We start from the raw sequence: 25,545 nt of genomic DNA, 5'->3' as shown, positions 1-25,545 counted from the left end.
GACGCTACCCGCGGCGCTGCTGCGACGCCGGGTGCGTGCGCCGGTACCTGCGGTCCCAACGCTCCTGGCGGTCCCGCCGGATGCGGTAGTCGCGGTACGTGGACGGGATGATGCCGCCGGAACCGCCGCCCCCGCCGGAACCGCCGCCACTCGCTCCGCCGCCCGCGCCGCCCGTGCTCCCGGCGCCGCTCGCGCCGGCTCCGCCGCCCGTCGGCCCCGACCGGGCGGAGCCGTTGTCGTAGTGGCGGACGAGGAAGTAGACGAGCGCCGCGGCGGCCACCCACAGCAGGGGCTGTTGGAAGCCCAGGGCGATCAGGACGGCGAGGACGGCGATGAGGAATACGTTCATGGCTGAACCTCCGCTCGCTGGACGCGGGCAGACGGGGTCGCGGGGCGTCAGCTGTGCTGGATGACAGCTGTGGTCGATGACAGGGACCACACGGGCGCGGGGCGGGGGCGGCTCCGGAGCGCGGGCCCGCTGTCACGGGGTCGTACGAGGGCTCGTTCGGCCCTCGTACCGGGAGTCAACGCCCGCCGTCACCGCCTGTCAATGCTCCTCGGCTCAGGTGTCGGGCGCGGTCTCCCGAGGGTGTTCGTGCGCGTGCTTGAGCAGCATCCGGGTATCCACCGTGTCCGGGCCCGAAACCTCCTCCCAGAAGCGGTGGCAGCTCACGAACACCGCCAGCTCCCGCTCCCGCGCGCGCAGTTTCTCGACCTCGGCCTGCTCGTCCGGCGTCCAGCCGGGGGAGGCGGGGCGCTCGACCTTGCGCCAGCCGTTGTCGTCGCTGAAGCCGTCCAGGGGCTCGACCGACCAGGGCAGCCGACGCAGCAGGGCGTGCAGCTCCGATCTGACCTGGTGCAGCTCCTCCTGGCCGGCGAGGAGGTCGCTCGGGAACTCATACGAGGGGGTGGCGGGCACGCCGCAATGGTACTCCTGTTCGAATTAGCGGGGCGAGTGGTGCGCGGTGTGTCGGCCAAAGCCGGTGGTTCGTACGTCGGTGCGTTTTGTGTGATCGGTTCACGTCGGGGTCGGATGCGCGCGAAGCTGGAGGCATGTGCCGCAGCATCAAGACCCTCCGCCCGCCCGCCCTCCCCGAGAAGGCCACCGACGACGAGATCCGGGCCGCCGCGCTCCAGTACGTGCGCAAGGTCTCCGGGTTCCGTGCCCCGGCCGCCCACAACCGCGAGGTCTTCGACCGCGCCGTCGACGCGGTCGCCGAGGCCACCGCGGACCTGCTCGCCCACATCGAGGTGCGCGGGGCGCGCGCGGCGTCATAGGCGTAGGGGCCGTCATGGGCGTAGGGGCCCGCGAGAGCGGGCCCCTACGGCGCGTGGATCGGCCGGGCGCTAGCCCGCCGTGGACTCCCGCGGCCGCCGCACCAGGAACGCCGCCCCCGCTCCCGCCAGGAACAGCGCGAGGACCGAGACGCCGGTGGCGAGCCACGTCGCGCCCAGCCACTGGCCGCCGAAGTAGCCGAGGCCCACGCTGTAGCCGGCCCAGGCCACGCCCGCGAGCACCGACCAGGGCAGGAACTCGCGCACCCGGCGGTGGGCCGCGCCCGCGCCGAGCGAGACGATCGAGCGGCCCGCGGGCGCGAAGCGGGCGATGACGACGAGGACGCCGCCGCCGCGCGCGAGCGCCGTGCCGAGCCGTTCCTGCGCGCTGGTCAGGCGCCGGGAGCGAGCGATGGCACGGTCGAGGCGCTCACCGCCGCGCCAGGCCAGGCGGTACGCGACGAGATCGCCGAGCACGGACGCCGTCGCGGCGCAGAGCATGAGCAGCAGGATGTCCGGCACGTCGTGCGGGACCCGCCCGGTGCCGGAACCGGCGGCAGCGGCCGCCGTGGCCGCCGTGATGACGAGCACGCCGCTCGGCAGCAGCGGCAGAAAGACGTCGAACAGGACGGAGAGGGCCACGACCGCGTAGATCCATGGGCTGCCGGTCAGCGCCCCCACACTCTCCAACACCGAAACTCCCCCGTTGTTTCTCCCCGGTCGGCAACTCGTCGCCGCGATGTCGCGGGGAGCGGCGGGTGGCGGCCTGACAACAGCTGTACAGCGTACGCCGCACACCCGGCCGTAGATCCACTGGGGGCTCAGATGTTCGCTACATCACGTTCACCCGGCTGCCCCCTCCGGCGCGGCGCGCACCCCTGAAGTCCCGTACGAACGGAGCAGAAGCGCACACAACGGGCGCTCGATCACAGACAAGTCGACAAGTAAGAGAAAGAGGGAACTCGACAATGGTGGCAGGGATACTCACCGCGGCCGTGGCGGCCGCCGTGCTCGCCGCGAGCGGCGGCGTACCGGGCGAGAGTGGCGACTGCGTGCGCGCGAAGGGACGGTTCGCGCCGTCCAAGGCGCTGTCGCCCGCGCTGACTTACGACCGGCAGCTCGTGCCTCCGGGCGCCCGGATCGAGGTGACGCAGCGCCACGAACGGTCCGGCACCCGAGTCGCCCTGCGGGTGCGGGGCCTGAAGCCGGGCCACGCGTACGGCGTGCACGTGCACCAGAAGCCGTGCGGCCCGGACCCGGCCGCCGCGGGCGGCCACTACCAGCACCGTCGTGACCCCGTGCAGCCCTCGAAGGACCCGGCCTACGTCAATCCGGCCAACGAAGTGTGGCTGGACTTCACCGCACGTCCTGACGGCTCGGGGGCTGCGGCCGCGGTCCACTCCTGGGGGTTCAGGCCGGGGCAGGCGTCGTCGGTGGTGCTCCACCGGGAGCAGGGCGGCGCCGGGGACCGGGTGGCCTGCTTCACGGTGCCGTTCGAGCCGCGCGCGTGAGCGGACCGTGCGCGTGAGCGGGCGGGGCGCGTAAACGGAACGGACACGACGGAGCGGACACGAAGGCGCCCCCTCCTCCGTACCGGGAACCACGTACGGAGAAGGGGGCGCCGCTCATGCGGTCTGGCGGGTCAGGCCGCGATGGGCGTGCGCTCCGCGTCCGCCGTCGCCTTCGCGTCCCGCTCGCCGCGGGCCGCCGCGATCACGCGGTCGAGGCTGAACGCCCCGGAGCCCGTGAAGACGAGGAGCAGGAAGACCCAGCAGAACATCGCGGAGGCCTCGCCGCCGTTCTGTATCGGCCACAGGGACTCCGGCTGGTGGACCTTGAAGTACGCGTAGGCCATCGAGCCGGACGAGATCAGCGCGGCGCCGCGGGTGCCGAGGCCCAGCAGGACCAGGCTGCCGCCGACGAGCTGGATGACGGCCGCGTACCAGCCCGGCCAGGTGCCCGCGTCGACGGTGCCGCCGCCGCCGTCCGTGCCGCCGAGGACGCCGAAGAGCGAGGCGGCGCCGTGGCAGGCGAAGAGCAGGCCGACGACGATGCGGAACAGGCCGAGGGCATAGGGCTGGGCGCTGTTGAGACGTCCAGTCATGGTGGGGGACTCCTTCGGTCTTGACTCGGTTTGGGGACGGGAACCGATCGAAGACCCAAGATTAGGTCCGCCTAATTAGTACTTGCAACTTCAACATCTGAGTGTTTCGTGAGAATCGGCTGTATCCAGCCGTCGCAGGCGTCCCCGGAGTTCAGCGGCCCGGCCGGAACCGTCGTCGCCGCGGCCGAGGGCGCGGCCTGGCCCGCGTCCGCCGCCGCCCGCAGCGCGGCCCGCGCCACCGCGTCCGCGTCGGACAGCGTCACCGAGTCCACCCCCGGCCTGGCCCCGGCCGCCGTCACCCAGTGCACCCCCTCCGTCGGCACCCCGAACGCGAACACCCGCGGGTGGGCCCGGCCCCGGCGGTCGAGCAGGCGGTAGGGGCGGGGGGTCACGTCGAGGCCGCCCGTCTCGTGGCCGTCGACGGTGTGCGGGCGGCACCGGCCGGACCGCAGCAGCCCCGCGAGCAGCGCGTCGCCGGTGCGCCGCAGATCGGGCTCGGGCAGGCGCGCCTCGACCAGGGTGGTCACCCGCACCCCGGACCCGGGCACGTCCGGCGAGTACGCGTAGAAGGCACCAGTGGACTCATCGCCACCGCCACCGCCACCGCCTCCGTCACCGCCTCCGTCACCGCACCGCACTTCCAGCCGCGGCCCCAGCACCTCCACCACCCCCGCCTCGACCAGCGCCGTCAGCTCCTCGATGCGCCGCCGGGGCGGGCCGATGGACAGGAACGCGTTGAACGGCGTGTACCAGCCGTCCAGATGGGCCCGGCGCGAGGCGCCCGCGAGGCCGCCGTGGTCGACGACGAGCCGCAGCTCGTTGCGCAGGTCGCGGAGCACGTCCAGGGCGGCCTTGAGCGGCCCGGCGACATTGCCGAGCGCGGCCTGCGCGGCGTCCTCGCGCAAGTGCCCGAGCAGCCAGGAGCGGAAGTCCCCGGGCGAGCGGAAGACCTGCCCCGCGTACGGGCGCGCGAGGCGCTCCCAGGACCACCGGTCGTCGGCGGCGAACCCGAACGCGTCCAGGACCCGGGACTCCTCGGGGCCGCCGTGCGCGGTGTCGAGGAAACGGTCGCGGAACGCGGCGGCCCGCCCGGCCGCGCCGGCCGCCGCGAGGCGCGCCTCGTAGTGGACGGTCTCCACCTCCTTGGCGACCAGCGGCCAGACCTCGCTGAGGAAGTCCGGCGCGTCCCCGCTGTCGGCGCGCTTGCGGAAGCGGGCGATGGCCTCCGGGGTGAGCACGGCGGGCCGGTGCCGCCCGTAGGGGCCCTTCGCGTTGTCGCCGCGCGCCTGGTACGGCACGCCCCGCCGTGAACCGGCGTACAGGCGCGGCTCGTTGCCGGACGCGACATAGCGGAGCCCGCCCCGCCCGTCGGGCACGAAGCGCCCGCCGCGCCCCGACGTCAGGAGCGCCATGTGGTCGAAGAAGTTCAGGCCGAGCCCGCGCAGCAGGACCGGCTCGCCGGGGGCGAGCGAGGTGAGGTCGACGTCGGCGGGGTTGGCGGGCGGGATGTGGCGCAGGCCGTGGCGGTCGGCGTACGCGGAGAGCTCCCCGCGGTCGCGGTCGGCGGTGTCGGGCAGATGGCCCTGTGCGAGGACGACGGCGGCGAGCCCGGATATCTCCCGGGAGTCGTCGAGGACGAGGGTCTGCGCGCCCCCGGCGGCGTCATCGGCGTCATGAAGGCGGATCGCGCGGGCCGCGTGCGTACGGACGCGGACGGAGCCCGGGGCGGCGCGCACCGTCTCGGCGAAGAACCACTCCAGATAGCGGCCGTAGTCGGCACGCGTCGGGTAGTCGTCCGGGCCGAGCCCCGGTATGTGCCCGCGCGCGGCCCACTCGTACAGGCTCGGGCCCGGCCGGACCGGCCCCGCGCAGTCGACGCTCGCGTCGGTGAACAGCGTCACCTGGGAGGCGACGGTGTTCATCAGGAGCTCCCGCGACTGGCCGGTGCGCCAGACCCGCCCGGGACCCGGCGGCGCCGGATCGACCATGTGCACCGTCAGCCGCGCCCCCGACGGAAGCAGCCCGGCGGCCGAGGCGCACAGGCGCTCCAGGACGCTGGTGCCGCGCGGACCCGCGCCGACGACGGCTATGGAGTGGTCGACGGTCGCAGCAGCAGACAAGAGCATGACTCCCGGTACGGACGGGGCGAGGACCGGCTCATCATGCCGCCGGGAACGCCGTTGCCGAAGCCCGCTTCGGAGGATCTTCATCCGGTTGTGTCCCGAGTCACGGCCAAGGCGGACATCGCCGTTACCCGTGGGAGGTTCACCCCGTCACACCCGTACCCACAGCAACCGCGCACACAGGACGCGCGGGCTCATGAGGGCGGGCCGCGCCGCACGACCGGACGTTGCGGGACTCACGGCGTGAGCGTCGTCCGGTCCACCGTCTCCAGGCGCTCCCCGCCGCCCTTTTCCGCCCGCGCCCGGTCCAGGCGCAGCTCCGCCGAACGCCCGCGCAGCGTCAGCGTCATCAGGTGGTTGCCGAACCAGGGGCCGCCCGTCCTGCGCCAGTTCACGGCGGCGCGCGGGAGCCGCCCGTGCCGGGCGAAGCGGCGGCCGAGGGCGCGGCCGACGCGGCTCCAGCCGAAGCGGAAGCCGACCCTTATCGAGGCGGGGATGGAGTTGTGCACCGGTGAGCAGGTGAGCTGCAGGACGCGGGCGTCGGGGCCGCCGCCCGCGGGCCAGGTGGGCTCGGCGACGTAGGCGTGGTGGACGTCGCCGGACAGGACGCACACCGTCGCGGGCGCGTCCGCGCCGGAGCCCGCCTCGGCGATCAGGGCGGCCAGGGCGTCGAAGGAGGTCGGGAAGGCGGCCCAGTGCTCGAGGTCGGCGCGTCTGCGCAGGTCCTCACCGAAGCGGGCCCAGCGGGGGCCGCGCTCGCCCCGGCAGAGGGCGGCGTTCCAGCCCTCGGCGTCGTGGATGAGGTGGGGGAGCAGCCACGGCAGGGACGTCCCGATCAGAAGGTGGTCGCAGCCGCCCTCAAGGGCCTGCTCGCGCAGCCAGCGCGCCTCGCCGGGGTCGAGTATGGCGCGGTTGTCCTCGTCCAGGACGCGGGCGGCGCGGGTGTCGACCATCAGCAGGCGCACCCGGCCGAAGTCCCTTCGATAGCTCCACCGGGCCGCGGTCGGGTCGGCGTCGGCGGTGGCGGCGTGGGCGCGCAGGGCGTCGGTGCCGTCGGGGGTGGCGCGCACGGCCGCGAACAGCTCGTCGCGCGCCAGCTCCTCGGGCGGCAGGTTGCCCAGGTGCTGATACACCCAGTACGACATCAGGCCGCTGAGGATGCGCTCGCGCCACCAGGGCGTGGCGCGCATCTCGGCGAGCCAGGAGGCGCTGGTGTTCCAGTCGTCGATGACGTCGTGGTCGTCGAAGATCATGCAGCTGGGGACGGTGGAGAGCAGCCAGCGCACCTCGGGGTCGAGCCAGGACTCGTAGTAGAGGTGGGTGTACTCCTCATAGTCCGCGACCTGGTCGCCCGGGGGCTCGGAGAGGTCGCGGCGGGCGGCGAGCCAGCGGCGGGTGGCCTGGGAGACCTCGTCCGCGTACACCTGGTCGCCGAGGAGCAGGAGCACGTCGGGGCGCGGGGCGTCGGGGTCGGCGGCGAGGCGGGCCGCGAGGGTGTCGAGGGCGTCGGGGCCGACGGGGTCGTGCTCCCTGCCGGTGTCCTTCCCGGCGTCCTTCGCGCCCCGGTGGCCCAGGTCGTGCAGGTGGGACGTCTTGGCGGGCGGCGCGGCCCAGCGGCAGGAGCCGAAGGTGACGCGCAGGGCCGCTGCTTCCCCGCCGTCTCCGCCGTCCCCGCCCGGCGTGCGGATCGTGCTCGCCGGGAACGGCGATTCGGGCAGCGGCCACACGGGACTGTCGTCGAGCGTGACCTCGTACGCCGTGGTGGTGCCCGGGCGCAGCCCCTCGACCGTCACCAGGGCGTAGTGGTGCCCGGCGACCTGGAAGGTCCGGGTCGTGCCGCGCGTGCCGTCGGCGCAGCGCACCTCGGCCGTGCAGGGCCGGTCGGCCTCGACCCAGACGGTCGCCCGCGCGCCGTCGACGTACCTCAGCAGTGGACCCAGACGCAGCCGCGCCACAGTGATCACCTTCCTCCGTCGCCCCGTACGGTACGGAACGACGGAGGCGGGCGGGACGGTTCCGCACAAGCGGACCGGCCTCGGGGCCGGTCCGCCGCGGATGGGCTGCCGCCCCGGCGGGTCAGCAGCCGTTCAGGATCGAGCTGAGCGCGCTCTTCTCGGCGGAGTCGACGGTGAGGCCGTAGTGCTGCTTCACGTCCACCCACATCCGGGCGTAGAAGCAGTGGTACGAGGTGGTGGGCGGCAGCCACTTCGCCGGGTCCTTGTCGCCCTTGGCCTGGTTGACGTTGTCGGTCACGGCGATGAGCTGGGGCTGGCCCAGGTCGTTGGCGAAGCCCTCGCGGCGGGAGGTGGTCCAGCCGCTGGCGCCGGACTTCCAGGCCTCGGAGAGCGGGATCACGTGGTCGATGTCGACGTCGGACGCGGCGGTCCAGGTGCCGCCGTCGTAGGGGGACTTCCAGGTGCCGGAGACGGCGGCACAGCTGCCGTCCTGCTGGACGTTCTCGCCGTCGCGCTTGAGGACGACCTCGCGGGTGTTGCAGGCGCCGGACTGGGTGGACCAGTGCGGGAACTTGTCGCGGCTGTAGCCGTCGGACGAGCCCTCGGGGGCCACGGTGAGCTGGCCGAGGTAGGTGCGGGCGGTGGCGGCGCTGACCGGGGTGGGCGGGGCGGCCTGGGCGGGGGAGCCGGAGAGCAGGGTCGCGGCGGAGGCGAGGGCGGCGACGGCGCCCAGGGCGGCGAGGCGGTGACGCGCGTAGATCGTGGGCATGCGAACTCCCTTGACGTGGGGGGACATTGACCGGTGGGGCGGCCATGCTGGTGCGCTCGGGTTGCCCCGAGGTGTGCATCGGGTGACAGGGTCGCGTCAATCACCTGTAAACATCAAGGGTTCTGGCGCCGCGTCATGGAGGCGCGCCGGGGCGGAAGTTGGTACTTCGGGGGAATTGCCCCGCACGGGGTGCTCCGGTTCGCGGTGGATTGCCGGGGCGGGCGCCGGGGCGGATGTGGTCCCGGTCACGGCGGGCCGGGGTCGAAAGTCCCTGGCCGGGGCGGTGTGCGGGTCGCGTACGATGGTCGGAGCAGAAGGGGAGTAGCTCTTCGCCGGACCGTCGACATACTGCTCAGCTCGTTCTGAGCCGGCGCCCGGAGGCAGCCCACGTGAGGTGGGTGGCCAGCGAGACCTTCGGCCAGCAGTGCCCGCGTACACGCATCCGTGTACGTCACCGTGCGCTGCCGTGCCGAGGTGTCGTACGCGAAGGCTGCGGAACTCTCGGTGGGGCGGCCCGACCGATTGAGGAACCTTGATCAGCATCAGCGTGACGGCGCTCGTCTTCGGCGTCGTCTTCCTTGCCGAGCTGCCCGACAAGACAGCGCTGGCCGGGCTCGTCCTCGGCACCCGATACCGCGCCTCGTACGTCTTCGTGGGCGTCGCCGCCGCGTTCGCCGTGCACGTGGTGCTCGCCGTGGCGGCGGGCAGTGTGCTCACCCTGCTGCCGCAGCAACTGGTGCACGCCCTCACCGGCGTCCTCTTCCTCGGCGGCGCCGCGATGCTGCTGATGAAGAAGGATGATGACGACGAGCAGGTCAAGGCCCCCAGGGATCAGAGCTTCTGGCGGGTCTCGGGGGCGGGCTTCATGCTCATCCTGGTCGCGGAGTTCGGCGACCTCACCCAGATCATGACGGCCAACATGGCGGCGCGGTACGACGACCCGCTGTCCGTGGGCCTCGGCGCGGTGCTCGCGCTGTGGGCGGTCGCGGGCCTCGGGATCGTGGGCGGCAAGGCGCTGATGAAGCGGGTGCCGCTGGCCCTCATCACGAAGATCGCGGCGATGCTGATGCTGGCGCTCGGGGTGTGGAGCCTGTACGAGGCGATTGCGTAGAACGGGCTCTGACCTGCGGTGTTGGCGTATGGGGGGCTTGTTTTGTACCGTGGTGGAACAAAGTGGCTTCGCCCGTACTCCCTGACCGGCGGGCGGAGCCGCCTTGTCTTCCTCTTCCGTGTGCGGGCCCTTCCCTTGGAGTACGCCGATGACGGCTGCGAACGTACTGACCGCCCGAGCCCTCCTCCTGGACATGGACGGCACCCTCGTCAACTCCGACGCCGTCGTCGAACGCTGCTGGCGGCAGTGGTCCGCCAAGCACGGGCTCGACGCCGACGAGGTGATGAAGGTCGTGCACGGGCGGCAGGGGTACGCCTCCATGGCCCTGCTGCTGCCCGAGCGGCCCATGGCCGAGAACCACGCCGAGAACCGCGAGATGCTGGCGCGCGAGACCGCCGACATGGACGGCGTCGTGCCCATACCGGGGGCGCCGGAGTTCATGGCCTCCCTCGCCGGACTGCCGCACGCCCTCGTCACGTCCGCCGACGTCGGGCTCTCCACCGGCCGGATGGCCGCGGCGGGGCTCGCCCTTCCCGAGGTGCGGGTGACCGCCGAGAACGTCGGGGCCAGCAAGCCCGACCCCGAGGGGTTCCTCAAGGGCGCCGCCGAGCTGGGGTTCGACCCTGCCGACTGCGTGGTCTTCGAGGACTCGGGGGCCGGGATCGCGGCGGGGCGGGCCGCGGGGATGCGGGTCGTCGGCGTCGGGCCCCGGGCCGGGGAGTACGAGCCCACGGTGTGGGTGGACGACCTCACGCAGGTGCGCGTCACCGCCGACGCGGGGTTCCTGACGCTTTCGTTCGGGTGAGCCGGGGCGGCTCCTGCGGGGCCGGGGCGCCATGGGCCCGTGGCGGTCGCTAGGGGGAGCGGGTCTCGGACTCCAGGGACCTTCTCGTCGCCGGGCCGTAGGTGCCCTGGGGGTCCGTCCTGATGCCCCTGGCCCACTGGTAGCGGGACACGGCGTCGGTCACCGGGGGTGTGTAGCGGCCGTCCGGCGGGCCTGTGTAGAGGTACAACTGGCGTAATCGGAGCTGTAGTTCGACCACCTCGGTGCCCCGGTCGCCGCCGCGCAGGGTGGGTCCGGCCGTCGGGGTGCGGGACGGGGGCGGGCCCACCGAACCCGTGGCGCGGGCCGTCGTGCGCGACGGTGCGGGCGCCGGGGACGACCTGCGCACCGGCACCGAGCGCGGCGCCGTGGCCGACGGGGTGCGGGTCGGTGAGCTGCGGGGGTGAGCGGAGGCCGAAGGGGCCGGTGCGGCCCTCGGGACGGTGCGCTGGGCGGGCTCCTTCGACGTCCGGTCCGGGGTGTCGTCCGCCAGGTCCGGCAGCGCGCGGTCCCTGCCGCCGCCCCCGTCCCCGCCCGCCCCGTCACCGGCGTCCCCGGACATCACCCCGCCCGTGAACACCGCGGCCGCCGCGACCACGAGGCCCGCCCCCGCGTACAGCGCCCCCCGACCCCGCCGCGCGGACCGCTCCGGCCCCGAGGCGGCCTCGGCGGGCCCGGTGTCCGTGGCCGCGGGCAACTGCGGCGGCAGCGGGGCCGACGACAGCGCGGGCAAGGGGGCCGACGGCTCCGGCAGCGTCACGTAGGGACGTATGCGGATCGGATCGAAGTCCTCCGCCGCGGCCGCCTCCGCGGACCGGGTCTCCAGGGCGGCGTCCGCGGCCTCGCGCGCGCAGCCGCAGGAGGGGGTGGCCCTCGGCGGGCGGGGCGTACCGCAGCCGGGACACACCGGGCCGTCCGCGCCCCTCGCGCTTGCCGCCCCCACCGCGTCTGTCACGCCCGCCGTGCCTGCCGCGCCTGCCGCGCCGGTCGGGCCTGCCGCGCCCGCTGTCCCCTCGGGCTTCCGGGTGCCCCCGGCCCCCTCGGGCTCCCGACGTCGTCCGGCCGATCCGTTCGCCTCGCTCATCGCGTGCTCCCCTCCCTCGCCGGCCCCGCAGAGCTCTGAAGGAGTATGCAGCCACTCGGCTCGACAGGCCATAACGGATGACTCGGACCACGATGGAAGGTGGAAGCACCGCAGGAGGTGTCCATGACGCAGGACGTGAGCACCCGCCCGGCCGGGCCGCGGCCCGGCGGGGGACCTCCGGAGCACGTGGGCGGCGGCGTACTGGTCTCCATCGGGGCGCTGCTCCTCGGCATGCTCCTCGCCGCCCTCGACCAGACCATCGTCTCCACCGCGCTGCCGACCATCGTCAGCGACCTCGGCGGCCTGGACCACCTGTCGTGGGTCGTCACCGCGTACATGCTCGCCGCGACCGCCGCGACCCCCCTGTGGGGCAAGCTCGGCGACCAGTACGGCCGCAAGAAGCTCTTCCAGGCCGCCATCGTGATCTTCCTGATCGGCTCGGCGCTGTGCGGCGTCGCCCAGAACATGCCGCAGCTCATCGGGTTCCGGGCGCTGCAGGGCCTCGGCGGCGGCGGACTGATGGTGCTTTCCATGGCGATCGTCGGGGACCTGGTCCCGCCCCGCGAACGCGGCAGGTACCAGGGCCTGTTCGGCGCCGTCTTCGGCGCCACCAGCGTCCTCGGACCGCTCCTCGGCGGGCTCTTCACCGAGCACCTGAGCTGGCGCTGGGTCTTCTACGTCAACCTGCCCGTCGGCGTCGTCGCGCTCGTCGTCATCGCCGCCGCACTGCACATCCCGGCCAGCAGGGCCCGGCACGTCATCGACTACCTGGGCACCTTCCTCATCGCCTCCGTCGCCACCTGCCTCGTCCTCGTCGCCTCCCTCGGCGGTACCACCTGGAGCTGGGGCTCGCCGCAGATCATCGGGCTCGCCGTGCTCGGCGCGGTGCTCGCGGTGTGCTTCGTGGCGGTCGAGCGGAAGGCCACCGAGCCCGTCATCCCGCTGAAGCTGTTCCGGATCCGCACCTTCACCCTCTCCGCCGTCATCAGCTTCGTCGTCGGCTTCGCGATGTTCGGCGCGATGACCTACCTGCCGACGTTCCTCCAGGTCGTCCAGGGCGTCTCGCCGACCATGTCCGGCGTCCACATGCTGCCCATGGTCGTCGGCCTGCTGCTCGCGTCGACCGTGTCCGGGCAGATCGTCAGCCGCACCGGACGGTGGAAGGTGTTCCCCATCGCGGGCACCGCCGTCACCACCCTCGGCCTGCTGCTCCTGCACCAGCTGAACGAGAACAGTCCCACCGGCGAGATGAGCGCCTACTTCTTCGTCTTCGGCCTCGGCCTCGGGCTCGTCATGCAGGTACTCGTCCTCATCGTGCAGAACGCCGTCGGCTACGAAGACCTCGGCGTCGCCACCTCCGGCGCCACGTTCTTCCGGTCCATCGGCGCGTCGTTCGGCGTCGCCATCTTCGGGACCGTGTTCACCAGCAGGCTCGGGGACAAGCTCACCGACGCCCTGCGCGGGCAGGACCTGCCCGCCGGGGTCACCACCGACTCCCTCAAGGCCGACCCGCGCGGCATCGCCGAACTGCCCGCCGCGCTGCGGCCCGGGGTGCTGCACGCCTACTCCTCCGCCATCACCGACGTCTTCCTGTACGCGGCGCCGGTCGCCCTCGTCGCCTTCGTCCTCGCCTGGTTCCTGCGCGAGGACCGGCTGCGCGGGGCCGTCACCGCGCCCGACCCCACCCAGACGCTCGCGAGCAACCCCGTCGAACGGTCCTCCTACGACGAGGTGGCGCGCGCGTTGTCCCTGCTCGGGACGCGGGAAGGACGGCGTGAGGTGTACGTCCGCATCACTCGGCGCGCCGGGTACGACCTGCTGCCCGCCGCCAGCTGGATGCTTCTGCGGATCGCCCGGCACGGGCACGTCGAACCGGCCACGCTCGCCGAACGCAGCATGATTCCCCTGACCGTCGTCACCCAGGCCTCCCGGCAGCTGGAGGAGCGGCGGCTCGCCCTCCGCGAAGGCCTCGGCCTTCGGCTCTCCGACTCCGGGCGCGCGGCCGCCGCGGAGCTGGCCAAGGCCCGGGAGGCCGAGCTGGCCGAGCTGCTCGGCGACTGGTGGGGGCCCGGGCGGCCCACCGATCTCATGCAGCTGGTGGAGGAGTTGGGGGCGGAGATGTGCGGCTCCGACGCGGAGCGGCCTCGCGGCCTGCCCCGGGTGTAGCTCGGCCCGGGGCCCCTGTCGGCCTTGTCGCGTCCGGCGACGGGGTGGCCCTCGGGGTGGTCGTCGCGTTGTCCCGCGCCGGGGTGGCCCCTCTCCGCCGCTCCGCGGCGGGTCTCCCACCCGCCCACCCGTTTGCTGTTGGGCGTGGGGTGGGCCCCGTGGTTGCGCCCCTGTCGTTGCCTTGCCCGGCGGTTGGGTGGTCCTTCTTCGCCGCTCCGCGGCGGGTCTCCCGCCCGCCCGTCCGTTTGCTGTTGGGCGTGGGGTGGGCCCCGTGGTTGCGCCCTTGTCGCTGTCCTGCCCGGCGCGCGGGCGCCCCCGCCCCGTCGGCCCCCGCCCGCGCACCTGGTTGCCCTCGGGTGACCACTGGGGCGGGTGGGCGGGCAGGGAGCCGCCGCGTAGCGGCGGGGCGGTCACATGGTTCGGGGGTGGAGGGGCTTGTGGAACCAGTGGTCCGCGTAGGGGGCGGAGTTGTGCGGTGACCCCTCCTCGTAGCCGTGCCGTGCGTACAGCGTCCGCGCCTCGACCAGGTCGTTGCGGGTGTCGAGGATGACGCGGGCGGCGCCGAGGGCGCGGGCGGCCTCCTCCGCGGCGGTCAGGAGGACCGGGCCGCCGCCCTTGCCGCGGAGGCCGGGGGCCACGAAGACGCGGGTGAGTTCCGCGGTGGCGGGGTCGAGGAGGCGTACTCCGGCCGTGCCCGCGGGCTCGCCGTCGTAGCGGGCGAGGAGCAGGACACCGGCGGGCGGCACGAGCCGCGCGCCGGTGTCCGAGGCGATCTCGCGCTCCAGCTCGGCGGGGTCCGTGCGGTGCCCCTCGTGCAGCTCGTACCAGCGGTCGCTGACCTCGGTGTAGTACGCGCGCCACAGCGCGACGGCCGCCGCCGAGTCGACCGGTTCGGGGGTCACGGACCAGGGCATGGGGTCAGTTCTCCGTGGGCGCCACCGGCGCCGCCTGCTGGACCACCTCGAACGTCCAGACGGCGGCGCTGGACGACGCCGGCTTGGGCCGCTCCCCGCCGCCCTCCCCGCCGGCGGCACCCGCGCCGCCCCCGCCCTGGTGCGCCGCCTTCATCGGGCCCTCCATCCACGCCTGGAAGGCCGCCTCGTCACGCCACCGCGTGTACACGAGGTACTGGTCGGTGCCCTCGACGGGGCGGAGGAGCTCGAACCACTCGAAGCCGTCCGAGCTCTCGACGGCTCCGGCGCGGGACGCGAAGCGGCGCTCCAGGACCTCGCGCTGCTCTGCGGGCACGGTCAGGACGTTGATCTTCACGATGCTCATGGGCACCATCGTCGCGCACGCCCGCGCGGGCGCGACGCCCGCCCCGGCGACACCGCGCGGGGCTCAGCCCGCGTGCCGCTCCCGCCAGTCCCGGGCGACCTCGTCGACGTCGAAGGGGCGCAGGCCGAGGGGCGGTCCCGGGGGCGGGGTGCGCAGGGCCTCGCGGATCTTCTCGTTGAGGTCGGTGACCAGGCGGCGGGCCATGGACTCCGAGGGGGCGTCGGCGGCGGCCGCGAGGACGTCCTCGGCCTCCTTGCGGAGGGCGAGGGTCGGGGACAGGGCGCCCATGCCCTCGCGGGCCAGCTTCCGCTTGACCCACCACAGTTCGTCGTAGGCCGCGCCGGGATCCTCCGGCAGGGGCTTGCCGCGGCCCGGCAGGGCGGCGAAGTCGCCCCGCTCCTCCGCCTCACGGATCTGCTTGTCGACCCAGGACTCGAAGTTGACTCCCGGTGGCTTCCGTTCAGTCATACGACCATGGTGGCAGAGGGCACGGGACGGCGCGGAGCCGCGGGGCTAGGATGCCGCCGGTTGTCCGGACTTCGGGTCAGGGGGTACCCAGGTGCTTGAACTCACCATGGCGATGGTGTCGGGGGTGTCGGACGCGGACGCGGGAGCGACCGCGGGGATGCTGCTCGCGGACGAGCCCAGCGAGCCGGGCGCGGTGCTCCGCGTGGGGCGCGACCGCAGCGTGTGCCGGCTCGCGCCGCCGCAGGACTGGCTGTTCGTCTCCCGTACGCACCTGGAGTTCCGCTGTCGCATCGACGGCGCGTGGACGGTGACCTGGGTGCGTGGCTCCCAGCCCGACCCGGCGTCCGAGGTGCGGATCCTGGCCGGGGGGACGGCGGTGCCCCTCGCGTACGGAGGGACGACGCCGTTGCCCCGGGGCGGCTCCGGTGAGGTCGTCGTGCAGGACCGGTCGGGGCCGCGCAGCGTCAACGTGGGCTTCTACCACGAGGATTGAGCGGCGGCGCCGGGCTCAGTCCAGTACGCGGGCCAGCGCGAAGCCGTCGTAGCCCTTCGTGCCGACGGTCTGCACCGCCGTGCCGTCCAGCTTCGGGTGGGTCGCGATCAGGTCCAGGGCGGCGCGGGTGCCGCGGACGCTCGGGTCCTCGCTGGTGGGGTCGGTGACGGCGCCGCCGCGTACGACGTTGTCGATGATGATCAGGCTGCCCGGGCGGGTCAGCTTGAGGGACCACTCCAGGTAGTTCGCGTTGTTCGCCTTGTCCGCGTCGATGAAGACCAGGTCGAAGGGGGCCGGGGCCTCGTCGTGCAGGGCCGCGAGCGAGGTCAGGGCGGGGCCCGTGCGGACCTCGGTGATCTTGTCGAGGTCGGCGCGGGCGAGGTTGGCGCGGGCCACCTCGGCGTGCTCGGGGCTGTACTCCAGGGTGATCAGGTGGCCGTCGGCGGGGAGGGCGCGGGCCAGCCAGATCGTGCTGTAGCCGCCCAGGGTGCCGATCTCCAGGATGCGGTGGGCGCCCTGGAGCTGGGCCAGGAGGTGGAGGAGTTTGCCCTGGTTGGGGGCTACGGCGATGGCCGGCAGGCCGGCCGCTTCGCTGTCCTGGAGTGCGGTGGTGAGGGCGGGGTCGGCGGGGGTGAGGAGGTCGGTGAAGTAGTCGTCGACCGTGTTCCAGAGGGTGGGGTCGGGGCTCATGCGGGGGTGCTCCTTGGGGTTGGGCGGCGCTGCGCTGAGCATTCCCCAACCCCGCCCCTTCCCGCAGCATCATTTTGCGGCTCCGCCGCGGGCGGGGCTCCACCACTGGACCATGGGGGCGTCCCGTACAGGTGGGCCGCACCTCCCCCGATCGGTGCTGCGCACCTCGTCCTCAAACGCCGGACGGGCTGAGGCTGACTACCTGCCGGACGGGTCGGTTACTTGCCGGCCGAGGGCCCCTCCACCGCCGGCGGTGACCCGGGCAGTGGGCGGCCCGCCGACTCCTTGAGGTACCAGACGGCGATGCCGCCGACCACCGCCGCCGCCATCATGTAGTACGCGGGCATCATCACGTCCCCCGTGGCGCCGATGAGGGCGGTGACGACCAGGGGCGTCGTGCCGCCGAACACCGAGACGGAGACGTTGAAGCCGATGGAGAGGGACCCGTAGCGGACGGGGGTGGGGAAGAGGGCGGGGAGCGTGGCCGGCATGGACGCGGTGAAGCAGACCAGGAGCAGGCCGAGGGCCGCCATGCCGAGGCCGATGGCCCACAGGGAGCCGTTGCGGATCAGGAGCAGGGCGGGGACGGAGAGGACGAGGAAGCCCGCGCAGCCCGCGGCGATGACCGGGCGGCGGCCGATCCGGTCGGTGAGCGCGCCGACGAACGGCTGGGCGCACATCATGAGGGCCATCACGACGAGCACGACGAGCAGCCCGTGCGTCTCGTCGTACTCCAGCTCGCCGGTGAGGTAGCTCGGCATGTACGACAGGAGCATGTAGTCGGTGACGTTGAAGACCAGGACCAGGCCGACGCACAGGAGCAGGGCCCGCCACTGGCCGGTCACCAGGTCCCGGAGCCGCACCTTGGGCCGGGACTGCTCGTCCTCGTGGGCCTTGGCCAGCTGCGCGGCGAACGCCGGGGTCTCCTCCAGGCGCATGCGGAGGTAGAGGCCGATGAGGCCCATGGGCCCGGCGATCAGGAACGGGATGCGCCAGCCCCAGGACTGCAGGTCGTCGCTGGAGAGCAGGGCCGTCATCAGGGTCACGAGGCCCGCGCCGCCGATGTATCCGGCGAGCGTGCCGAACTCCAGCCAGCTGCCGAGGAAGCCGCGCTTCTTGTCGGGCGCGTACTCGGCGATGAACGTGGCGGCGCCCGCGTACTCGCCGCCGGTGGAGAAGCCCTGGACCAGGCGGGCGGCCAGGAGCAGGACCGGCGCCCAGACGCCGATGGCCGCGTACGAGGGGATCAGGCCGATCGCGAACGTGCCCGCCGCCATCATGATCATCGTGAGGGCGAGGACCTTCTGGCGGCCCACGCGGTCGCCGAGCGGGCCGAAGACCATGCCGCCGAGCGGACGGATCAGGAAGGCCGCGGCGAAGGCGCCGAAGGTCGAGAGGAGCTGGGCCGTGGGGTTGCCGGAGGGGAAGAAGACCTTGCCGAGGGTGACCGCGATGTAGCTGTAGACCCCGAAGTCGAACCACTCCATGGCGTTGCCGAGCGCGGCGGCCTTCACGGCGCGCTTGACCAGCACCGGATCGGTGACGGTGGCACCCGCGGCGGGGGCCTCGGGCGTCGCCGCCCGGGCGGGGTCCGCCCCGGTGGGGGAGGGGGCCGCGGGGGTGCGGGGTCCGACGTGTTGCGCGGTCGGCAAGGGCTCGCTCGCCTGCCTTTCGTGGACGACAAGGACCCGGTGACCTTAGGTGCAGTAACCATCATTACGGGGGGTGCGGGAGTGATCGCACAGTGTTCGCAATCGCGCTGTATTCAGGCCAAACGGGGGTACTTCCGGCGGGGGCGGCATGGGCCCCATGTGATCTATGTCGCGTCCGGGCGGGGGAACCGGGCAGGGGGGTCCCCGCCGTCCTTGCCTGAATGAGTCCCGTGGAATCGGGGCGAACCGGCCCCGGCGCAGGTCCCGGAAGCGGCCGACGGGCGGCGCGGCCGCAGCGGGGCGGTTGGGCACCGGCGCCCAAAAGCCGGTAGAAAGCGGGTGTGGCTGCCAGGCGAACTGGGGGTTGCGCGCGTCTCACTCAGGGGCATGCGAGCCTCTTTGGGTGAGATCAGGAATCTCCTGGCACTTTGATCAAGGATGACGGATGGGGCGGGAGGGCCGACAGGGCGTGGCGAATGTTGAGCACAGGGGACCGGGGAATGCCTTGGGCACGGGGGCATCCGGGACACCCGAGGGGCGCGTCGGCGCGGTCCGCATCGCCCTCTGGCTGATCGCCGCCGTCCTCGCCGTGCGCCAGGTGGCCGTCGTCCTGCGCACCCCCAAGGGCGACCGCCTGACCGACTGGGAGACCTGGGTCGGGCCGAACGGCGTGCTGCACGTGAACGGCTCGCTGTACGACGCCGACAAGTTCACCGGCACGCCCTTCGCCGGACTCGTCCTCAAGCCGTTCGCCCGCTTCGCCGAGGACGCCCTCGGCTGGGCCTGGACCTTCGGCACCCTCGGCCTGGTGGTGGTCCTCGGCCTGGTCGCCGCCCGCGCGCTGCCGCAGCCGATCTCGCGCCGCACCTCGCTGCTCGCGGCCCCCCTCGCGATCTCCCTGTTGATGCTGTCCCTGCCGGTGCGCAACACCCTGCACCTGGGCCAGACCAGCATCATCCCCGTCCTGCTCGTGCTGCTCGGCTGCTTCGCCGTGCGCGGGGAGCGGGCCAGCGGCATCCTCATCGGCCTCGCCGCGGCCCTGCAGCCCACCGTGCTCCTGTTCGCGCCGCTGCTGTGGTTCACCGGGCGCAAGAAGGCCGCCCTGTCCACGGGCGCCACCTTCGCCGCCGCCACCGCCGTGGCCTGGGCGGCCATGCCGCACGACTCGTGGACGTACTGGATCCACCACCTGGCGGGCGCCGGACTCGGCGCCAACCCGGACGCCAACGCCAACCAGTCGCTGCACGGCGCCCTGCTCCGCCTCGGCCTGGAGGGACCGCTCGAAATAGGGCTCTTCCTGGCCCTGGGCGCCGGTGTCGCCTTCCTCGGCCTGCGCCGGGCCGTGCGCTACGCCCGCGACGGGCAGCTGCTCCTCGCCGTCGCGCTCACCGGCTGTGTCGCCATCGCCGTGTCCCCGACCAGCTGGCAGCACCAGCTCCTGTGGCTGCTGCTCGCCGTCGTCGGCCGGGTCGGCAAGCGGGCCTCCGACCGGTACGTGTGGCCGATCGCCGTCGTCCTGGTGATGACGCTGCCGTCGAAGATGATGCTGCCGAACATGTCGGTCCTGGACCCGCTGCGCGACAACGTCGTCCTGCTCGCCGCGCTCGCCTCCGCGCTGATCGTGCCGTTCCTGTCCCGCACGGCTCCCGAGTACCAGCGGCCGATCCCCACCTCGTACGCCGATCCCGTCCCGGCGCGCTGGAAGTGGGTGCCGCTGTTCCCGTTCTGGCGGCGCGTCCTGACCCGCCCGAACCTGCTCCTGGAACTGCTGCTCATCCGCGTCGGCTACTCCGCGTACCAGCAGACCCGCCTCGCCGCGACCGGCGGCACCATCTCCGGCGGCCGGGAGCGGGCCGAGTCGCACGGCGAGCAGATCCACTCCATCGAGCAGTTCCTGCACATCGACATCGAGCACTGGTTCAACCAGCTGACGGCGCGCACGCCCTGGATGGAGAGCTTCTTCAACTTCTACTACACGTCGTTCCACTTCGTGGTGCCGCTGAGCGTCCTCGCGATCCTGTACCTGCGCCGCCCCGCCCAGTACCGCTGGGCGCGCTCCGCGCTCGGCTTCGCCACGCTGCTCGCGCTCGTCGGCTTCTGGGGCTACCCGCTCGCGCCGCCGCGCCTGATGGAGGACCTCAACTTCATCGACACCATCCACGGCGTGCAGGACTTCTCGCAGCCGGACTACGGCACGCTGACGAAGCTCACCAACCAGTACGCGGCGATGCCCTCGCTGCACTTCGGCTGGTCGCTGTGGTGCGGTCTGGTCATCGCGATCCTCGCGCCCAAGTGGTGGATGAAGGCCCTCGGCCTGCTGCACCCGTTCTTCACGGTCTGCGCGATCGTCGGCACCGGCAACCACTGGATCCTCGACGCGGTGGGCGGCGCGGCCGTCGTCGGCGCCGGGTTCGGGCTGACCTATCTGCTCCAGGGGCCGCGCGTGAAGCATGTCCTCAAGGTCGGGACGGGGCTGAAGCCGGCGATGGCGGGACTCCCCGCGGAACCGTCCGGCGCGCCGGACGACCCGGCCGACAAGCCGAAGGACGTTCCCGGCAAGGCGAAGGACGTCCTCAGCAAGCAGAAGGACGTCAGCAAGGCGAAGGACGTCAGCAAGCCGAAGGACGTCCTCAGCACGTCGAAGGACGCGGAGAGCGACCGTACCCCGAGCTGATCCGGTAGGTGCCGGGCGTCCGGACCGTCAGCTCGGTGAACTCGCCGTTCGGCTTCAGGCACGCGCCCTCGGCCCGGAGCCACGGCGAGTACACGATCCGCACGGTCACCGCGCCCCGCTCCGGCACCCGCACCACCACGTCGGTGCTGGTGGAGCGGACGACGGAGGCGGGCGCCGACGCCATCGGCACCGCGTTCCTGACGCGGAAGATCCGCCAGTGCTTGTCCTTCCACACCGGCTCCAGCCACTTCGGCCCGCTCCTGACCAGCGCGGCCTCGTCGAGCGCGGGCCCGTCGGGCCGGCCCGAGGGCAGCACGACGAAGCCGACCGCCCACTTGTCGAGCCAGGCGCGATAGGTCGTGGCGGAGAACGAGCCGTCGTAGAAGAGGCGGCCGCGCTCGATGTCGAGCTGGCGGTTCCAGCCGCGCGCCATGTTCACGTACGGCGCGAGCGCGGTGGCCTCGCGGTGGTTGCGGGCCGGGACCACCTCGACCCGGCCCCGGTCGGCGCCGAGCCGCTTCAGTTCGCGGACGACGGCCTGGGTGTCCGTCGCCCAGGCCGGGACGACGGTGGACACCTCCAGGTCGTCGGCCGTCTTCTGCGCGACCCACGCCGTCGACAGGACCAGGGCCGTCACCAGTGCCATCCGCCGCATCACGGGCAGCGCCGGGGTCAGCAGGGCCGCGAGCAGCAGGGCGGGCGCGACGAGTTCGGCGAGGCGCTCGACGTTGGTGCCGATCGGCGACGGGATGAGGTACGTCAGGACGGTCCCCGCCGCGTACACCCCCGCCCCCCACCGCAGCACCCGCCACTCCCGGGGCCCCGCCACCACCAGGACGAGGCTGAAGAACACCGGCGGGAAGATCCGGTCCGCCCACATCAGGTGCTCGCCCTTGAAGGGGAAGAGCAGGGTCGTCAGGCCGACCACCACGATCGGCGGCGCGAGCAGCGCGGCGGCGCGCCCCCACTCCCGTACGAAGAAGTAGCCCGACCCCACGACGAGCAGGAACAGGCCGGCCACCGGGGAGGCCATGGTGGCGAGCGCCGAGCACACCACAGCGACCGCCAGACGCCTTACGCACAGCACCGCGAGGACCGCGCCGAGCCCGAAGGCGAGGCCGAGGGCGAACGTGGTGCGTCCGGAGGCGACGTTGCACCACACGGCGAGGGAGGCGAGGATCGCGGGCCACAGCGGGCGGCGCACGCCCGCGCGTTCGATGAGCACGGCGACCAGCCAGGCCCCCGCGACGCCGGACAGGACCGTGACGGTCTTCACGCCGATCGCGGCCATCAAGTACGGCGATATCAGGCTGTAGTTGGCGGTGTGCATGCCGCCGTACCAGAACAGGCTGTACGCGGCCGAGCCGTGGTCGGACGCGAATCTGGCCCAGGCCTGCTGGGCGGCGAGGTCGCCGCCGCCGGTGGCGAGGAACACCGCCCACACCGCGTACAGGGGAAGGGTGGGGACGGTGGCGAGGACCGGGATGCGGTGACGCCGGTAGAAGGCGCGGACGGCGCGGCGGAAGGGACTCTTCCGTTCGGTGGGTGCACTGCCGGTCGGGAGGATCGAGAGGTCGGCAGAGACCACGGTCACCGTTTCCGTTCGACGTCGTGGAGGGTCGGAGGGCTCAGGTACACCTCCCAAGACGCTTTGTTCGACGAAAACGTTGGCGGTGATTGCCGATCAAGTGAACATTTGGCGGATTTCTTCGGTCCGTTTCGCCGTGGGAGCCGGTCCGTTTCCGCGGCGGGCGCGGTCCGTTTCCGCGGAGAGGCAGGGGCGGGGCGTAGGGGTGTGCCCCTGCCTCCCGTCAGCGGGGTCAGCGGGTGCTGACCTGGAGTTCCTTGACTCCGTTGAGCCAGGCCGAGCGCAGTCGGCGGGGGTCGCCGACCAGTCGGAGTGTGGGCATGGCCTCGGCGATCGCGTTGAAGATCAGGTTGATCTCGAGGACGGCGAGGGACTTGCCGAGACAGAAGTGCGGGCCTCCGCCGCCGAAGCCGAGATGCGGGTTGGGGTCGCGCGTGATGGTGAACACGTCCGGGTCCTCGAAGACCTCGGGATCGTGATTGGCGGAGGAATAGAAGATTCCGACGCGGTCGCCCTTCTTGATCCGGGCCCCGCCCACTTCGGTGTCCTGGGTGGCGGTGCGCTGGAACGACACCACGGGCGTGCCCCAGCGCACGATCTCCTCGGCGGTCGTCGCCGGGCGCTCCCGCTTGAACAGCTCCCACTGGTCGGGGTGGGTGAGGAAGGCGTGCATGCCGTGCGTGATGGCGTTGCGGGTGGTCTCGTTGCCCGCGACGGCCAGCAGGATCACGAAGAACCCGAACTCGTCGGAGGACAGGTTCCCCTCGTCCTCCGCCGCGACCAGCTGGCTGACGATGTCCTTGGCCGGGCACTCCTTGCGGGCGGCGGCCAGGTTCATCGCGTACGACACGATCTCCATGGCGGCCTCGGCGCCGACCTCCTCCGTGATCGCGTACTCCGGATCGTCGTACGCCGCCATCTTGTTGGACCAGTCGAAGATCTTCGAGCGGTCCTCCTGCGGTACGCCGATCAGCTCCGCGATGGCCTGCAGCGGGAGCTCGACCGCGACCTGGGTGACGAAGTCGAACGAGCCGTCGTCGGCGGCGTTCTCCAGGGCGGTGGCGACGATCCGGTGCGCGCGGCTGCGCAGCGCGTCCTCCAGGGAGCGGATGGCGCGCGGGGTGAACCCGCGCTGCACGATCTGGCGCACCCGGGTGTGCTCGGGCGGGTCCATGTTGAGCATGATCAGCTTCTGGACCTCGATCTGGTCGCGGCTGATCGACTCGTTGAAGCGGATGACCGCGGTGTTGAGGTTCGAGGAGAACAACTCCGGGTGCGTGGAGACGTACTTGACGTCGGCGTGCCGGGTCACGGCCCAGTACCCCGCGTCCTCGAAACCGGCGATGCCGGGCCGCTGGGCGATCCAGCGCACCGGCTCCGACTGCCGCAGCCGCGCGAACTCCGGGAAGGGAACGCGGTCTTGCAGGACGTCGGGATCGGTGAAGTCGAACCCGTCGGGCAGTGCGGGACAGGGCATCGGCAACTCCAGGTGTTTCGGGACGCTCACGACTGCGGTGATGTCTGACGGTCCATCAGGAGGTGCGTCGCAACGTAATAACGGGTTCTACAAGTCGCAAGGCCCGTGACGGGATCCCTTCCGGCTCCGGTCGTACGGGTGGTGCGTGCACGACCCTTGCGGGGGTGGGGTCGGGCTCAGCAGACTGTTGGGATAACTAGAACGCGTACTAGTTATCGCGTGCGGGATGCCGGGACGCCCCGCGGGCTGTGGAGGAGAGGACGAGTCTGTGGTTGCTGAACCTGTCATCGTCGAAGCCGTACGCACGCCGATCGGCAAGCGCGGGGGCGCGCTCGCCAACCTCCATCCCGCCTATCTCCTGGGCGAGACCTACCGCGAACTCCTCGGCCGCACCGGCATCCACGCCGACTGCGTCGAGCAGATCGTCGGCGGCGCGGTCACCCAGGCGGGCGAGCAGTCCGCGAACCCGGCGCGCACCGCGTGGCTCACGATGGGCCTGCCGTACGAGACGGGGGCGACCACGGTCAACTGCCAGTGCGGCTCGTCCCAGCAGGCCTCGCACATGGTCGCCAACATGGTCGCGGGCGGCGTCATCGATGTCGGCATCAGCTGCGGCGTCGAGTCCATGTCGCGGGTGCCGCTCGGGTCCGCCTCCAAGCACGGGCCCGGCAAGCCGTTCCCCGACGAGTGGAACGTCGACCTGCCCAACCAGTTCGAGGCCGCCGAGCGGATCGCCCGCAAACGGGGGCTCAGCCGGGAGAACGTCGACTCCCTCGGGCTCATCTCGCAGGAGCGGGCACAGGTCGCCTGGGCCGAGGAGCGGTTCAAGCGCGAGACGTTCGCCGTGCAGGTGCCCACCACCGAGGCCGAGCAGGCCGCCGGGCAGGGGATGTGGCGGCTCGTGGACCGCGACGAGGGGCTCCGTGACACCTCCATGGACGCGCTCGGGCGGCTCAAGCCCGTCATGCCCACCGCCGTGCACACCGCGGGGAACTCCTCCCAGATCTCCGACGGGGCGGCCGCCCTCCTGTGGACCTCCAAGCGGATGGCCCGGGCCCTGCGGTTGCGGCCGCGGGCCCGGGTGGTCGCCCAGGCCCTCGTCGGGGCCGATCCGCACTTCCACCTCGACGGGCCCATCGACGCGACCCGGGCCGTGCTGGGGAAGGCGGGGATGTCCTTGGCGGACATCGATCTGGTCGAGATCAACGAGGCGTTCGCCTCCGTCGTGCTGAGCTGGGCGCAGGTCTTCGGGCAGGACCTGGAGAAGGTCAACGTCAACGGGGGTGCGATTGCTCTCGGGCATCCGGTGGGGGCTACGGGGGCGCGGTTGCTGACCACCGCCCTCCATGAGCTGGAGCGGGCGGACAAGGAGTTCGCGTTGGTGTGCATGTGTGCGGGGGGTGCGGTCGCCACGGCGACGATTCTGCAGCGGTTGTAGTCGGTTGCGGTGCGCTCCCCAATCCCGCCCCTTCCCGATCCCGGGGCTCCGCCCCGGACCCCGTCATCGGCGCTCCGCGCCTCGTCCTCAAACGCCGGACGGGCTGGAAATTTCGCCGAGGTGGGCTGAGAACTCCGCCGAGGTGGGCCTGACGGTGCCCACTGGCTGTCGAACGCATGGTGGGGGCGGGCGGGTGGGAGAAGGCGCGCGGAGCGCGGCCGGGGGGTGGCCCATTCGGGGCTGATGGTGCCGGGCTGCTGGTCAGCAGGTCCAAGGTTGGGCGGGTGGGTGGGAGAAAGCCCGTCCGGCGATTGAGGACGAGCGCGGAGCGCGAACAGGGGGGCCCCCCCCCCCGGGGGGGCCCCCCATAGCAGCTC

Annotated in this window: 23 protein-coding genes; 8 read left to right on the top strand and 15 right to left on the bottom strand. The window is 72.7% G+C overall.

All coding sequences use genetic code 11. The features are described from left to right. Positions 1–4: 4 nt before the first annotated feature. A complete protein-coding gene (locus ACFVHO_RS34400; protein WP_385723533.1) occupies positions 5–349 on the bottom strand; it encodes a hypothetical protein in 345 nt (114 codons plus the stop codon). Between the two features lie 213 nt (positions 350–562). Continuing rightward, the gene (locus ACFVHO_RS34395; RefSeq protein WP_385723531.1) at positions 563–919 is read right to left on the bottom strand and encodes a hypothetical protein; all 357 of its coding nucleotides are present in this window, start codon (positions 917–919) and stop codon (positions 563–565) included. Between the two features lie 134 nt (positions 920–1,053). On the opposite strand from ACFVHO_RS34395, the gene ACFVHO_RS34390 reads away from it, so the two are divergent. Continuing rightward, positions 1,054–1,278, top strand: a complete 225-nt coding sequence (locus tag ACFVHO_RS34390) for a DUF2277 domain-containing protein (RefSeq protein WP_385723529.1) — start codon at positions 1,054–1,056, stop codon at positions 1,276–1,278. A 69-nt stretch (positions 1,279–1,347) separates the two neighbouring features. Here the strand turns inward: ACFVHO_RS34390 and ACFVHO_RS34385 are convergent, their stop codons facing one another. Continuing rightward, positions 1,348–1,968 (bottom strand): DedA family protein, encoded by a 621-nt coding sequence (locus tag ACFVHO_RS34385; RefSeq protein WP_385723527.1) that lies wholly within the window; start codon positions 1,966–1,968, stop codon positions 1,348–1,350. A 275-nt stretch (positions 1,969–2,243) separates the two neighbouring features. Between ACFVHO_RS34385 and ACFVHO_RS34380 the strand changes: the two genes are divergently transcribed. Beyond that, the gene (locus ACFVHO_RS34380; protein ID WP_385723524.1) at positions 2,244–2,786 is read left to right on the top strand and encodes a superoxide dismutase family protein; all 543 of its coding nucleotides are present in this window, start codon (positions 2,244–2,246) and stop codon (positions 2,784–2,786) included. A 131-nt stretch (positions 2,787–2,917) separates the two neighbouring features. Here the strand turns inward: ACFVHO_RS34380 and ACFVHO_RS34375 are convergent, their stop codons facing one another. The 4 genes from ACFVHO_RS34375 to ACFVHO_RS34360 all read right to left on the bottom strand — a co-directional run bounded on the left by ACFVHO_RS34375 (position 2,918) and on the right by ACFVHO_RS34360 (position 8,226). Then, positions 2,918–3,379, bottom strand: a complete 462-nt coding sequence (locus ACFVHO_RS34375; protein WP_385723521.1) for a DoxX family protein — start codon at positions 3,377–3,379, stop codon at positions 2,918–2,920. Positions 3,380–3,450: 71 nt separating this feature from the next. Further along, positions 3,451–5,505 (bottom strand): FAD/NAD(P)-binding protein, encoded by a 2,055-nt coding sequence (locus ACFVHO_RS34370; RefSeq protein WP_385723518.1) that lies wholly within the window; start codon positions 5,503–5,505, stop codon positions 3,451–3,453. A gap of 233 nt (positions 5,506–5,738) precedes the next feature. After that, complete coding sequence (locus ACFVHO_RS34365; protein WP_385723516.1) at positions 5,739–7,457, bottom strand: alkaline phosphatase D family protein; 1,719 nt, start codon at positions 7,455–7,457, stop codon at positions 5,739–5,741. A gap of 121 nt (positions 7,458–7,578) precedes the next feature. Further along, positions 7,579–8,226: an HNH endonuclease family protein gene (locus ACFVHO_RS34360; protein WP_385723513.1), complete on the bottom strand. Its 648-nt coding sequence runs from the start codon at positions 8,224–8,226 to the stop codon at positions 7,579–7,581. A gap of 532 nt (positions 8,227–8,758) precedes the next feature. Between ACFVHO_RS34360 and ACFVHO_RS34355 the strand changes: the two genes are divergently transcribed. Beyond that, the gene (locus tag ACFVHO_RS34355) at positions 8,759–9,337 is read left to right on the top strand and encodes a TMEM165/GDT1 family protein (protein ID WP_385723510.1); all 579 of its coding nucleotides are present in this window, start codon (positions 8,759–8,761) and stop codon (positions 9,335–9,337) included. A gap of 148 nt (positions 9,338–9,485) precedes the next feature. Further along, entirely contained in the window at positions 9,486–10,142 is a 657-nt protein-coding gene (locus ACFVHO_RS34350) for an HAD-IA family hydrolase (RefSeq protein WP_385723508.1), read from the top strand. Between the two features lie 49 nt (positions 10,143–10,191). On the opposite strand, the gene ACFVHO_RS34345 is transcribed toward ACFVHO_RS34350, so the two are convergent. Next, on the bottom strand, positions 10,192–11,244 hold the full coding sequence (locus ACFVHO_RS34345) for a peptidoglycan-binding protein (protein WP_385723505.1): 1,053 nt from the start codon (positions 11,242–11,244) through the stop codon (positions 10,192–10,194). 123 nt (positions 11,245–11,367) lie between these two features. Here ACFVHO_RS34345 and ACFVHO_RS34340 point away from each other — a divergent pair, with 123 nt between their 5' ends. Beyond that, complete coding sequence (locus ACFVHO_RS34340; RefSeq protein ID WP_385723503.1) at positions 11,368–13,410, top strand: MDR family MFS transporter; 2,043 nt, start codon at positions 11,368–11,370, stop codon at positions 13,408–13,410. Positions 13,411–13,820: 410 nt separating this feature from the next. Here the strand turns inward: ACFVHO_RS34340 and ACFVHO_RS34335 are convergent, their stop codons facing one another. From ACFVHO_RS34335 to ACFVHO_RS34325, 3 genes are all read right to left on the bottom strand, one after another. After that, positions 13,821–14,324, bottom strand: coding sequence for a GNAT family N-acetyltransferase (locus ACFVHO_RS34335; RefSeq protein WP_385723501.1), 504 nt, complete (start codon positions 14,322–14,324; stop codon positions 13,821–13,823). Positions 14,325–14,328: 4 nt separating this feature from the next. After that, complete coding sequence (locus ACFVHO_RS34330) at positions 14,329–14,688, bottom strand: antibiotic biosynthesis monooxygenase family protein (protein WP_385723499.1); 360 nt, start codon at positions 14,686–14,688, stop codon at positions 14,329–14,331. 63 nt (positions 14,689–14,751) lie between these two features. Continuing rightward, positions 14,752–15,156: a DUF1992 domain-containing protein gene (locus tag ACFVHO_RS34325; RefSeq protein WP_385723496.1), complete on the bottom strand. Its 405-nt coding sequence runs from the start codon at positions 15,154–15,156 to the stop codon at positions 14,752–14,754. Between the two features lie 91 nt (positions 15,157–15,247). Here ACFVHO_RS34325 and ACFVHO_RS34320 point away from each other — a divergent pair, with 91 nt between their 5' ends. Continuing rightward, entirely contained in the window at positions 15,248–15,649 is a 402-nt protein-coding gene (locus ACFVHO_RS34320) for a hypothetical protein (RefSeq protein WP_385723493.1), read from the top strand. 15 nt (positions 15,650–15,664) lie between these two features. Here ACFVHO_RS34320 and ACFVHO_RS34315 read toward each other — a convergent pair whose 3' ends face one another. Together ACFVHO_RS34315 and proP are read right to left on the bottom strand one after the other, a co-directional pair. After that, on the bottom strand, positions 15,665–16,339 hold the full coding sequence (locus ACFVHO_RS34315) for an O-methyltransferase (protein ID WP_385723491.1): 675 nt from the start codon (positions 16,337–16,339) through the stop codon (positions 15,665–15,667). A 218-nt stretch (positions 16,340–16,557) separates the two neighbouring features. Next, positions 16,558–17,871: a glycine betaine/L-proline transporter ProP gene (gene proP / locus ACFVHO_RS34310; RefSeq protein ID WP_385723630.1), complete on the bottom strand. Its 1,314-nt coding sequence runs from the start codon at positions 17,869–17,871 to the stop codon at positions 16,558–16,560. 589 nt (positions 17,872–18,460) lie between these two features. Here proP and ACFVHO_RS34305 point away from each other — a divergent pair. Beyond that, positions 18,461–20,665 (top strand): bifunctional glycosyltransferase 87/phosphatase PAP2 family protein, encoded by a 2,205-nt coding sequence (locus ACFVHO_RS34305; protein ID WP_385723488.1) that lies wholly within the window; start codon positions 18,461–18,463, stop codon positions 20,663–20,665. Here the strand turns inward: ACFVHO_RS34305 and ACFVHO_RS34300 are convergent. After that, entirely contained in the window at positions 20,622–22,253 is a 1,632-nt protein-coding gene (locus tag ACFVHO_RS34300; RefSeq protein WP_385723627.1) for a hypothetical protein, read from the bottom strand. The two genes, ACFVHO_RS34305 and ACFVHO_RS34300, sit on opposite strands and share 44 nt — an antisense overlap. Before the next feature lie 232 nt (positions 22,254–22,485). Next, positions 22,486–23,730, bottom strand: coding sequence for a cytochrome P450 (locus ACFVHO_RS34295; protein ID WP_385723624.1), 1,245 nt, complete (start codon positions 23,728–23,730; stop codon positions 22,486–22,488). A gap of 268 nt (positions 23,731–23,998) precedes the next feature. On the opposite strand from ACFVHO_RS34295, the gene ACFVHO_RS34290 reads away from it, so the two are divergent. Continuing rightward, positions 23,999–25,168 (top strand): steroid 3-ketoacyl-CoA thiolase, encoded by a 1,170-nt coding sequence (locus tag ACFVHO_RS34290; protein ID WP_385723485.1) that lies wholly within the window; start codon positions 23,999–24,001, stop codon positions 25,166–25,168. The last annotated feature ends 377 nt before the right edge of the window (positions 25,169–25,545 follow it).

The organism is Streptomyces sp. NPDC127108 (assembly GCF_042677545.1).
GTDB lineage: Bacteria > Actinomycetota > Actinomycetes > Streptomycetales > Streptomycetaceae > Streptomyces.
The sequence above is the reverse complement of the archived record's forward strand: the minus strand, read 5'-3'. Positions and strand labels throughout refer to the sequence as shown.